This is a genomic window from Hypericibacter sp., from assembly GCF_050729195.1.
In the GTDB taxonomy this organism is placed as follows: Bacteria; Pseudomonadota; Alphaproteobacteria; order Dongiales; family Dongiaceae; genus Hypericibacter.
The window spans coordinates 24,542-35,903 of the sequence record NZ_JBOHKS010000249.1 but is presented as its reverse complement, the minus strand read 5'-3'; the positions used below and the strand labels follow the sequence as shown (position 1 = coordinate 35,903).

The following is an 11,362-nucleotide window of genomic DNA, read 5'->3' as shown; positions in this document are numbered from 1 at the left end:
GCCACCAGCCGCGGCGCCCGTCTCTTATCCGGCCCCGCGCGCCTCTCGAGGAGGGTCTTTCCCCCGTGATCTATTTCATCACCGAGTTCGTCCCGAAATACCTGCCCTTCCTGCTCAGCGGCGCGCTGGTCACGCTGGAGCTCACCTTCTGCGCCATGATCCTCGGCATCGCCATCGGCGTGATCTCCGCCATCGGGGCCATCGCCGGCGGCAAGGTCTTCAAGTTCATCGTGCGGGTCTACGTCAATATCTGCCGCGGCGTGCCGCTGATCGTGATCCTGCTGTTCGTCTATTTCACCCTGCCCGAGGTCGGCATCCGTCTGCCCGCCTTCTGGGCCGGCGTGGTCGGCTTGAGCTTCAATCTCGGCGCCTATTTGAGCGAAGTCTTCCGCGCGGCGATCCTGGCGATCGATACCGGCCAGATGCAGGCGGGCCTGGCGCTCGGCATGAAGCGCACGCAGATCTATCGCAAGGTGATCCTGCCCCAGGCGGCCGTGATCGCCCTGCCCACCGTCGGCGGCTATTTCATCTCGCTCTTGAAGGATTGCGCGCTGGTGTCATTCATCTCGGTCGAGGAGCTGCTGCGCCATGGCAACTACATCATCTCGGCCACCTTCCGCAGCATGGACACCTACATGCTGGTGGGGCTGATCTATTACATCATGAGCCTGGGCGCCGCCCGCACCATCACCTGGCTCGAGGTCAAGCTGCGGCCGGCCTATCTGCGGGTTTGAGGAGTGCGGCCCCGCTCAGGGCCGCACATCCTCCAGCGCCGCGCTCATCCCGGCAATCGCTTCGGCCGTGGACTCATCCGTCATGGCGGTCGACATCGACACCATGCCGCCCGGGCCCATCTGCACGCCGCGATTGAGGCAGGCCAGATGATAGCGGCCGCTGAGCTCGGGATTGGGCAGCTCCGAGCCCGGCTTGGGCTTGGTCGCCGAGAAATAGAGCCCCATCACCGAGCCCTCGCACAGCACATAGAGCGACAGGCCCACCGACTTGGCCTTGGCCTCCAGCGCCTGCTTGATGCGATCGGCCTGTGCGTCCATGCGCGCGATGCGCTCGGCGGTCAGATGCTCGACGGCGAGGCGGCCGGCGATGCTCGCCAGCACATTCCCGTTGAAGGAACCGCCATGATAGATCCCGTCGGCTTTCGCCGGATCGGCGAGGTCCATGATCTCGCGGCGGGCGCCCACGGCGCCGACCGGCAGGCCGCCGCCGACGAATTTGCCGAGGAAGGTAATATCGGGCTCGAGCCCGAACTTCTCGGCCGAGCCGCCGACCGCCAGGCGCAGCATCAGGCAGTCATCGAGCACGAAGAGCGCGCCGGCTCTCCGGGCCGCCGCCTGCACCTGGTTGAGGAACCCCGGCAGCGCCGGCATCACCACGCCGGTATACATGACCGGCTCCAGCACCACCGCCGCGATCTTCGAGCCATGCTGGGCCAGCACCCGCTCGAAATCGGCCGCGTTGTTGAATTCGGCCAGCAGCGTATGGCCGGCGATCTCGCCCTGGCCGTGGAGCCCCGCCTCGAGATCGCTATAGGTGCCGTGATAGCCGCCATGCGCCTTGAGGATCAATTGGCGCTTGGTGAAGCCGCGCGCCATCTTGACCGCCAGCATGCTGGCCTCGGTGCCCGAGTTCGTGAACAGCACCTTGTCGAAGATCGCGATGCGCTTGCACAGTGCTTCGGCGAACTCGATCTGCGGCAGGTTGGTGCCGAGCCAGGCCCAGCCATCCTCGGTCGCCTTCGCCAGCGCCTGCGCGATCGGCTTGTAGGCATGGCCATGGATCAGGCTCAGGCCGTTATAATTCAGGTCGACATAGCGATTGCCGTCGACATCCCACAGATAAGGTCCGTTGCCGCGCTGCTGCACGACGGGATAGGGCCGGAAATAGCCGAAATTCCGCGTCAGGCCTCCGGGCAGCGACTGATTGGCCCGCTGCAGAAGGGCCGCCGATTTGGGCGTGCGGCTGCGGTAAGTCTCTTCGATGCTGTTGAGCGCCATGATGGCGGGCCTGCTCCCGATTGAAAGGAATTCTCGTCAGTTCTTGGCACGCGCGTGTTTGACGATCGCGATGGCATCGACCTCGAGGCGCGCATTGAGCAGCAGGCCTGCGACCTGGACCGTGGCGCTCGCGGGCGGGTTGCCCTCGAACAGCGTCCGCCGCGCCTTGGCATAGACGGCGTAATCATTGAGGTCGGTCAGATAGGCGGTGATGCGGACGACGTCCTTGAGGCTGGCGCCGGCGCGCTCGAGCCCGCGGGCGATATTGCCCCAGCATTGCTGGGTCTCGCCCTCGAAATCCTTGGCCGTGATCTTGCCGCTGGCGTCATGGCCGATCATCCCGGAGATATAGATGGTCGAGTAATCGCCCATATCGACGACGACGGCGTCGCTGAAACCGCCGATCAGCTGGTTGGGTATGCGCTTGAACATCGTTTCCTCCTCGCTATGGGGAGTCCCGGCTCTTCCTGGCCGGCGCGCTCCCGTGACGCCGGGCTTCAGACTCTCACAACCCCGTCCTGTCCCAGGGCGTGAGCGGATATTTCTCGCCTTGCAGCAGCACCTGGCAGGCCAGTGGATCGGCTTTGCGATCGATCAGTCCCATCAGCATCGCCTTGCCCAGGGTCGGGATGACGGCGCCGCTGGTGACATAGCCGACCAGCCGGTTGCGCTGGAGCACCGGCGCGCCGGCGAAGATCGAGGGAGCCGTGATGGCCGCGGTAAAGGCGCGGACCTCGCGACCCTTCTGCCGCTTGCGATCGCGGATCACCGCGGTGCGGCCGATGAAGCCGTGATTGCCCTCGACATCGAGCAGGCGGTCGAGGCCGGAAGCGACCGCCGCGATCTGCGGGCTCGCCTCGGCGCCGAATTGCGGCACGCCGTGTCGGGTCGCGAGCGCCGCAGCGGCCAATGAACCCGCATGGCGCAAACCATGGCCCTTCCCGGCTTCGACCAGCCGCTCATAGAGGTCGGCGGCGAACTCCGTGGGCACCAGCAGATAGGCGCCGAACGACCGGAGCCACGGCACCGACATCGCGGGCGCATAGACGAGATCGACCCGCTGAACCGAACCGGCCAGATCGACCTTGCGGCCGGCGAGCTCATGGACCAGGGCGTGGGAATGCGGGCCCGCAAGCGCGATCGCGGCCCAGCCTGAGGTGACATCGGTCAGGGTGGCGCCGGCAGCCGGGCGATGCCATTCGGCCCAGGAGCGCAGCCGCGTCGCCTGCTCGGGCTCGGCCAGCAGCAGCCAGCTCTGATCCGACAGCCGCGCGATCCCGGCCAGCACCTCGACGCCGCCCTTGGCATTGAGCATCGGCACGAAACGGACGCCGCCGACCGGCAGATCGCCGGCAGCCCCGCTCAGCTTCGCGACCAGCGAACCCGCGCGCGGGCCCTCGACCAGGAACTTCGCGTCGCTCGACCGGTCGAACAGCGCGACCGTGCTCTCAGCGGCGGTGATCTCGGAGCCGACCGAGCCCAGATCGCCGGTACCGTGTTCGGCAAACCAGATCGGTCGCTCCCATTGCTGCACGGTGACGAACCGGGCGCCCTTCGCCGCCAGGGGCGCATGCAGGGGCGAGCGGCGCAAGCCCCGCGCGTCGGTGAAATCCAGATCCGGCAGCGCGAACTTGCACATATGAGTGACCACCTCGCTCGCCCGGTCGCGGGCGAAGCGGGTGATGCTCTGGCTATCGGCGAAGCGGCGGATATCGAGCTTGGTGGCATCCAGGCTGGGACGGCCTTCGAGGATCCATTCGGCGGTCAGTTTGCCGGCCGCAGCCGAAAGCGCGATGCCGCTCGAATTCATGCCGCAGGCGAGATAGCAGCCGCGCACCGCGGACGCCTCGCCCAGCAGCATCTGCATGTCGGGCGTGAAGCTCTCCGGCCCGTTCAGCAGGGTCCGGATCTCGGCATTATGCAATACTGGGAACCGCTCTAGCGCTATCGCCATATTCTCTTCGATCTGGTTCCAGTTGCTGTCGAGGAGACCGAAGGAGAAGTCGTGCGGCAGGTCGCCGGGCCCGACAGGGATCGCATGCTTGTCGAAGAACCCGACCAGCAGCCCGCCGACATCCTCGCGGCCATAGATCAGCTCGTCATAGGAGATGAAGAGCGGCAGGTCGCGGGTAACGATGTCGATCGGCTTGGTCAGGATGTAGTGATGCTGGACCGCATGGAGCGGAATCCTGACGCCGATCATGGCGCCCAGATGCGCCGACCAGAGGCCCGAGGCGATCACGATCGCCTCGCATTTGATCTCGCCCTTGGAAGTCGAGACCGACGCGATGCGGCCATTGCGGGTCGTCATGCCGGTGACGGGCGTGTCCTCGACGATCTTGACGCCGCGCATCTTGGCGCCGCGCGCCATCGCGGTCGCGAGATCGGTCGGGTTGATGCGACCATCGCTGGGGATCCAAGCGCCGGCCAGGATGCCCTTGTCGGTGATGACCGGCAGTTTCTCCAGGACCTGGCGCGGGGTCTGATATTCGATCTCGACATCCCGCGCCTCGCCCAGCGCCGGCAGTCCTTTGAAATAGGCCACCCGGTTCGGGTCGCAGGTATACATGACGCGGCCCGAGCGCCGCCAGCCGAGGGCCTGTCCCGTCTCGGCCTCGATGCGCGGATAGAAATCCACGCCATAACGGATCATGTCGCCGATCAGCGGGTCGGCGCGATAGGTCTCCATATTGCCGGCCGCATGCCAGCTGGTGCCGCTGCCGATCTTGGAGCGCTCCAGCAGGACCACATCCTTGCAGCCTTGCGCCGCCAGGTGATAAGCGACGCTGGAACCGACCACGCCGGCGCCGATGACGACGACACGGGCGTGGCTCGGCAACGAATCCGCCATGACGAAATGACCTCCGGGTCGCTAGCGCAAGGAATGAGGGCCCGGCCGGCGCGCGGCGGGCGTTGGTGTCCGCCTCGTCACGAGACGGTCGCCCGGATCAGCGCGGCGCGGTTGTCGAGGAACTCCTCGAGCGCCGCGAGGAACCCGGTCAGGTCGGCGGCACTGGTCTGCAGCGAGAGATTGCCGAGGATGCGCCGGTTGATGTAGTGACCCTGCGCCATCATGTCGAGCTGAAACAGTGTCTTGAGATCGCTGATCTCGCGCTCGCGGCCGCGCTCGCCCTCGTCGAGATCATGGCCGTTGCGGATCGGCCCGCTGTGGAAATGGATGCCGAAGATCGAGCCCAGGCCGGTCGCCTGGACGGCCAGCCCCCGCGCCGCGGCGAGGCCGTTGATCCGCTGACGCAACTCGTCGCCGCGCGCATTCATGCGGTCGATGGCCTCGGGCGTCAGCACCTTGGTGAAGGCGGCATGGCCCGCGGCCATGGCCAGCACATTGTTGTTGAAGGTGCCGCCATGCGGCAGCGCGTTCGGCGCCGTCGGGTTGAAGCGCTCCATGATGTCGGCGCGGCCACCGAAGGCGCCGATGGTCATGCCGCCGCCGACATATTTGCCGAGCGTGGTCATGTCGGGCCTGATCCCCAGGCGGCCCTGCACGCCGGAGGGTGAGAGCCGCGAGGTCATGACCTCATCCATGATGAAGACGATGCCGTGCTTTCTCGTCGTATCACGCAAGGCCGCCATGAAGGCCGGGTCGCCGGGAATTGCCCCGGCCCCGCCCTGCAGCGGCTCGACGATAACCGCCGCCAGTTCATGCGCGTGACGCTCGATCGCCTTCACCGCCGCCGCCGCGTCGTTATAGGGCGTCGAGAAGAACGGGATCGGCATGTTGAGCGGCGAGGCGCCGTGGCTGAAATAGAGCATGCTGCCGTGATAGGCGCCGTCGAACACCAGCACCGCCGGGCGCCCCGTCACATGGCGTGCCGTCGCCAGCGCCAGGAGATTGGCCTCGGTGCCGGAATTGCAGAAGCGCAGCCGCTCCATCGAGCTGAAACGCGAGGAGATGATCGCCGCCAGCTCATGCTCATAGATGCTGGGGCCGCCCAGCGTGAGGCCGTCGGCGATCGCCTGGGTCAGGGCCGCCTTCACCGCCGGATCGGAATGGCCGAGCACGCCCGCGGTATATTCGTTGATGAAGTCGACATAGCTATGGCCGTCGACGTCGGTCACCCGCGAACCTTCGGCCGAGCGGATGCAGACCGGAAAGGGCGAGTAGTGCAGCGTGGTGCGGGTGTTGCCGCCCGGCATCGCCGCCTTGCTCGCGCCATGGATCGCGGCGCTTTTCGGGTTGGCGTGGATATAGCGGTCTTCGGCCTCGCGGAGCGCCGAGGTGAGGTTCTGATTGCTGCTGCGAGAGGCGAGGCCCGTGGCCGACATGGAAAGCTCCGCTATGCGGCGCCGGGCCAGGCTCGGCGCCGGGAACCCGAAGGCCCCCGAAACCACCGCCGCGCTCTCCCCGCGCTTGTGATCACGTAATATGTGATGCTATGGTCCGTATCGTGAGCGAGTCAAGGCTGGGTCCCGGATTTTCCGGGCTCAACCGCCGTTTTGAAGACCCTTATCAGCCAGATCGGATCCCGCGCCATGACAACCAGCAGCGCCGCTGCGGGCGCCGTCGCCAAGGACGGCAAGACCTCCCGCAAGGTCATCATCACCTGCGCCGTGACCGGCTCGGTCCACACCCCGACCATGACGCCCTATCTCCCGATCACGCCCGACCAGATCGCGAAAGAGTCGATCGCGGCCGCCGAGGCCGGGGCCTCGATCATCCATCTCCATGCACGCGATCCGAAGGACGGCAGGCCCACGCCCAGCGCCGACGTCTTCATGCAGTTCCTGCCGCGCATCAAGCAGAACACCGATGCGGTGATCAACATCACCACGGGCGGCTCGCTCGGCATGACCATGGAGGATCGGCTGGCGGCCCCCTTGCGCGCCAAGCCCGAACTCTGCTCGCTCAATATGGGCTCGATGAACTTCGGCATCTTCCACATCACCCAGAAGATCGACAAATGGCAACATGAGTGGGAGAAGGCCTATGTCGAGAAGACCAAGGATTTGATCGTCAGCAACACCTTCGGCCAGATCGAGCGCTTCATCCAGGAACTGGGCCAGGGCTGCGGCACGCGCTTCGAATGCGAATGCTACGACGTCGGCCATCTCTACACGCTGGCCCATTTCCTCGACCGCAAGCTGCTGGAGCCGCCGCTTTTCGTGCAGACCATCTTCGGCGTGCTGGGCGGCATCGGTCCTCATCCCGAGGATCTCTCCCATATGCGCCGCACGGCGGACCGCCTCTTCGGCGGCGATTACCAATGGTCGATCCTGGCCGCCGGCCGCCACCAGATGTCGCTTGCGACCATGGGCGCGACGATGGGCGCCAATGTGCGCGTCGGACTCGAGGACAGCATCTATCTGGGCCCCGGTCAGCTCGCCAAGAGCAATGCCGATCAGGTGAAGAAGATCCGCAACATCCTGACCGAGCTGTCGCTTGAGATCGCCACCCCCGCCGAGGCCCGCGCCATGCTGAAGCTCAAGGGCGGCGACAAGGTCGCGTTCTGACTCTTCCCTGTCATTGCCGGGCTTGACCCGGCAATCCAGCTGTCGAGCACGCGACCTTTGCCCTGGATTCCCGGGTCAAGCCCGAGGATGACAGAAGAGCAGCCGGCGATGACAGGGGAGCGAGACTTCGGTCAAACCCAGGCCGGACGGCGCGAGGCCATATAGGCGCCGAGCGCCTCGATCTCGGTCGCGCTCAACCGCAGGCCCAGCTTGCTGCGCCGCCAGACGATGTCGTCAGCGGTCAGTGCCCATTCCTGGTCCATCAGATAGTCGACCTCGCGTGCAAAGAGATCGGCGCCAAAGCTGCGGCCCAGATCGGTCGGCCTCTGCGCAGATCCCAACAAAGCGCGTGCCTGCGTGCCGTAGAGCTTCGCATAGCGGCACAGCTGCTTTGGCGGCAGCCAGGAAAAGTCGCGCAGCAGATCCTCGGTAAACCCCTCCAGGCCGCCGGAACCAAGATCGCCACCAGGCAACGTTTCGGTCCGCGTCCGGCAAGCACCAACCCATGGAAGTATGCTTTCCAATTCCATCATCGCATGTTCTGCCAGACGGCGATGAGTCGTCAGCTTACCGCCGAAAACGGTAAGAGCCGGTGCTTGATCCTGACCGCCATTAATCTCGAAGGCGTAATCGCGCGTCAGTGTGGAGAGGTCGCCGTCGCGCCCGCCGCCGACCTCGAACAGCGGCCGCACACCGGCATAGCGCCAGACGATGTCGGCGCGGCTCACGGGGTAGCGCAGATACTGGTTCACCTCGTCCAGCATGTAGTCGATCTCCTTCTCGGAGACGGTCGCTTTCTCCGGTGCCTCCTCCCAAGGTTCGTCGGTCGTGCCGATCGAGGTGAAGTCGCCCTCATAGGGAAAGGCCTCCATGGTCCGGTTGTCGCGGGTCTGGAGGAAATAGCCATGCTCGCCCTCCCAGAGCCGCGGCACGACGATATGGCTACCGCGCACCATCCTGAGGCGTCGCGCCGTGACCACGCCATCGATCGTCTCTCCCACCGAGATCACCCACGGGCCTGCCGCATTGACGAGAACCTTCGCCTGGATATCCAGACGCTGCTTGGTCAGGGTGTTCTCCAGCTCAACCTGCCAGTAATCGGGATGGCGGCGTGCCCCAACAAACCGATGGCGTGCGAAGATATCCGCACCATGGGCCTGCGCGCCTTGAACATTGGCGATCACGAGGCGCGCATCGTCGCCGCGGCAGTCGGAATAGGCGAAGGCATGCGTCACTGACGGCTTGAGCGCCCGGCCGAATTCATGTCTGCGCAGATCGATCGATTGCGATCGCGGCAGCTTCCGGCGCGGTGCCAGGAAATCATAGAAGAGAAGACCGAGACGGATCATCCAGCGCGGACGCAGCGACGGTACATGCGGCAGCACCAGCCGGATCGGCCAGACCAGATGCGGTGCCTTCGCCATCAGGATCTCGCGCTCCAGCAGCGCATGGCGCACCAGCCGGAAATCATAGGTCTCGAGATAGCGCAGGCCGCCATGGATCAGCTTGGAGGAGCGCGACGAGGCGCCTTCGGCGAAGTCGCGTTCCTCGGCCAGCGCCACGCCCAGCCCTCGCCCCGCGGCATCGCAGGCAATGGCAGCGCCGTTGATGCCGCCGCCGATGACGAAGAGGTCGTAGGACGGCTGGGGGGTGACCGGCATGATCGGATCAGGCCGACGGACGTTTGTCGCGATAGAGCGTCAGCAAGGCTTCGGAGGCCGCCAACCACTCTTGATAGCCAGCGTCCCAGCGCGCCCGCGCAGCCGGATCGGGCCGGATCTGTTTCGATGGCTTCACCAGCGGCCGCAGCTCGTCGACACCGCGCCAGAGGCCAGCGCCCAGCCCCGCCATCAGGGCCACGCCATAGGGCGTCATGGAATCGAAAGCCGAGACGTTCAAGGGTTGCTGCAAAATGTCTGCCTGCATCTGCATGAGATAATCCGAGCGGGTCGGACCGCCATCGACCCGCACCGCGCCGATCGCCTGGCCGGTCGAGCGGTGCACGCCCTCGAGTACGGCCCGGATCTGATAGCACAGCGCCTCGAGCCCGGCATGGCAGAGATGGCCCCGCGACGTGGCCTCGGTCATCCCGATGAGGCCGGCGCGCACTTCCGGCCGCCACCAGGGTGCCGCCAGCCCCTGGAAAGCCGGCACCAGCAGAACGCCGTCGCTGCTTCCCGCTTGTTGCGCTTCGCGCACGATGCCGGCGCCGCCGCCCTCCACGGCGAGCCTCGTCGCCAGCCAATCGAGGATCGCCCCCGCATACATCACGAAGCCTTCGAGCGCATAGGTCGGACGATCGAAGCTCCAGGCGATGGTGCGGATCAGCCCGTCGGTCGCTTTGATCGCCGGATCTTGCCCGGCATTGACCCAGAGGAAGGCGCCGGTGCCATAAGTCACTTTCAATTGCAGCGGATCGAAACAGCCATGGCCGAACAAAGCCGCCTGCTGATCGCCCATCGCGGCCGTGATCGGTATGGGTCCACCGAAGAACTCGGGCAACGTGCTGCCGAAGCGATCCGCCGAGCGCCGCAGCTCGGGCATCCGCGCGAGCTGAAGATCGAACAATACCGCAAGCTCCGGATCCCACGTGGCGCTGGCGATATCGAGCAGCATCGTGCGCGACGCATTGCCGGGCTCGGTCGCGTAAGTGGCGCCGCTCGTGAGCTTCCAGATCAGCCAGCAATCGACGGTCCCGAAGAGGCAATCGCCGCTGGCCAGCCGCGCGCCGATCTCGGGCCGGTTGACGAAGATCCATTTCAGCTTCGCCGCGGTGAAGGTCGGATCGAGATCGAGCCCGGTCTTGGCACGCAGCGCCGCCACGGTCTCGTTACGGCGCAAGGGAGCGATCTCCTCGTCGCCGCGCCGGCATTTCCACACCATCGCGGGAAGAACCGGCTCGCCGCTGTGGCAATCCCAGATCACCAGCGTCTCGGTCTGGTTGGCGATGCCGAGGCCGGCCACCTGCGCAGGCTCCCGCTCGAGCTTCGCCAGCACCTCGCGCACACAGGCGACCAGATTGGCCAGCATGCCGTTCGGGTCCTGCTCGACCCAACCCAGCTGCGGCGAAGCGGAGGCGATGGGACGATCGGCCTGGGCCAGCACCCGCCCCTCACGATCGATCGCCACGACCTTGGTGTTGGTCGTGCCCTGGTCGATCCCCATGACGATGTTCCGGCCGTCCCCCAAAGCGCAATCCCTCAGCTCGATCGTTCCGTTGCCGATGCGCGGCACTTATCGGTCATAGGCGGCCCCATTCACTAACGCCATGGCGAATCGGTTTCCCCAGCGATACCTGCTCACCCGATTCCCGCCGAGTCGTGACGGTAGGACATGGCGAATCGGCGACGCTTAGCAGAATATGTGACACGTGCTTTTCATCAACCAGGCATCAACTCAGGGTGGGTAACAACATGAACATCGATCAAATCGGCGCGGCGTGGGCGTCGCGCGCACAAGGTTTGCTCCGCATCATCACGGGGCTGTTCCTTCTCGAACACGGCACCACCAAGCATCTTGGCTTCCCGCTGACGGATATGTCGAGCGTGCCGAGCTTCTCCTTGTTCGGCATCGCCGGTTGGTTCGAGCTCTTCGGGGGAGCCCTGTTGCTCATCGGTCTTTTCACACGGCCGGTTGCCTTCATCATGGCGGGCTTCGCTGCGGTGGCGTACTTCTATGTTCACTTCCCGAATTCCGTGTTCCCGATCGTCAACGGTGGCGAACTCGCCGCACTTTACTGCTTCGTGTGCCTGTTCTTCGCCGCCGCCGGCCCCGGCGCCTGGAGCGTCGATGGCGCGCGCGCCAAAGCGGCCTGAACGGACGGCTTCATAGAACCATCGGGACTTGAGTAAGGAAGGCCGCGGCAGCTTCGGTTGCCG

9 protein-coding genes are annotated in these 11,362 nt (G+C 65.5%); 3 read left to right on the top strand and 6 right to left on the bottom strand.

The genetic code is table 11. From position 1 onward, the window contains the following. Window positions 1-734 (top strand): amino acid ABC transporter permease (locus tag ACREE8_RS20190; RefSeq protein ID WP_431574811.1); only part of this gene is annotated, 734 nt, incomplete at its 5' end. 15 nt (window positions 735-749) lie between these two features. On the opposite strand, the gene ACREE8_RS20185 is transcribed toward ACREE8_RS20190, so the two are convergent. The 4 genes from ACREE8_RS20185 to ACREE8_RS20170 all read right to left on the bottom strand — a co-directional run bounded on the left by ACREE8_RS20185 (window position 750) and on the right by ACREE8_RS20170 (window position 6,299). Continuing rightward, a complete protein-coding gene (locus ACREE8_RS20185; protein ID WP_431574810.1) occupies window positions 750-2,012 on the bottom strand; it encodes an aspartate aminotransferase family protein in 1,263 nt (420 codons plus the stop codon). Window positions 2,013-2,048: 36 nt separating this feature from the next. Next, window positions 2,049-2,444: a RidA family protein gene (locus tag ACREE8_RS20180; RefSeq protein ID WP_431574809.1), complete on the bottom strand. Its 396-nt coding sequence runs from the start codon at window positions 2,442-2,444 to the stop codon at window positions 2,049-2,051. 73 nt (window positions 2,445-2,517) lie between these two features. Further along, window positions 2,518-4,863 (bottom strand): FAD-dependent oxidoreductase, encoded by a 2,346-nt coding sequence (locus tag ACREE8_RS20175; RefSeq protein ID WP_431574808.1) that lies wholly within the window; start codon window positions 4,861-4,863, stop codon window positions 2,518-2,520. A 77-nt stretch (window positions 4,864-4,940) separates the two neighbouring features. Continuing rightward, on the bottom strand, window positions 4,941-6,299 hold the full coding sequence (locus ACREE8_RS20170; RefSeq protein WP_431574807.1) for an aspartate aminotransferase family protein: 1,359 nt from the start codon (window positions 6,297-6,299) through the stop codon (window positions 4,941-4,943). 207 nt (window positions 6,300-6,506) lie between these two features. Here ACREE8_RS20170 and ACREE8_RS20165 point away from each other — a divergent pair, with 207 nt between their 5' ends. Continuing rightward, on the top strand, window positions 6,507-7,484 hold the full coding sequence (locus tag ACREE8_RS20165; protein WP_431574806.1) for a 3-keto-5-aminohexanoate cleavage protein: 978 nt from the start codon (window positions 6,507-6,509) through the stop codon (window positions 7,482-7,484). Between the two features lie 131 nt (window positions 7,485-7,615). On the opposite strand, the gene glpD is transcribed toward ACREE8_RS20165, so the two are convergent. Both glpD and ACREE8_RS20155 read right to left on the bottom strand, forming a co-directional pair. Continuing rightward, a complete protein-coding gene (glpD, locus tag ACREE8_RS20160) occupies window positions 7,616-9,145 on the bottom strand; it encodes a glycerol-3-phosphate dehydrogenase (protein WP_431574805.1) in 1,530 nt (509 codons plus the stop codon). Between the two features lie 7 nt (window positions 9,146-9,152). Continuing rightward, window positions 9,153-10,649, bottom strand: a complete 1,497-nt coding sequence (locus ACREE8_RS20155) for an FGGY-family carbohydrate kinase (RefSeq protein WP_431574804.1) — start codon at window positions 10,647-10,649, stop codon at window positions 9,153-9,155. A 248-nt stretch (window positions 10,650-10,897) separates the two neighbouring features. On the opposite strand from ACREE8_RS20155, the gene ACREE8_RS20150 reads away from it, so the two are divergent. After that, window positions 10,898-11,299: a DoxX family protein gene (locus ACREE8_RS20150; protein WP_431574803.1), complete on the top strand. Its 402-nt coding sequence runs from the start codon at window positions 10,898-10,900 to the stop codon at window positions 11,297-11,299. Window positions 11,300-11,362 lie beyond the last annotated feature (63 nt).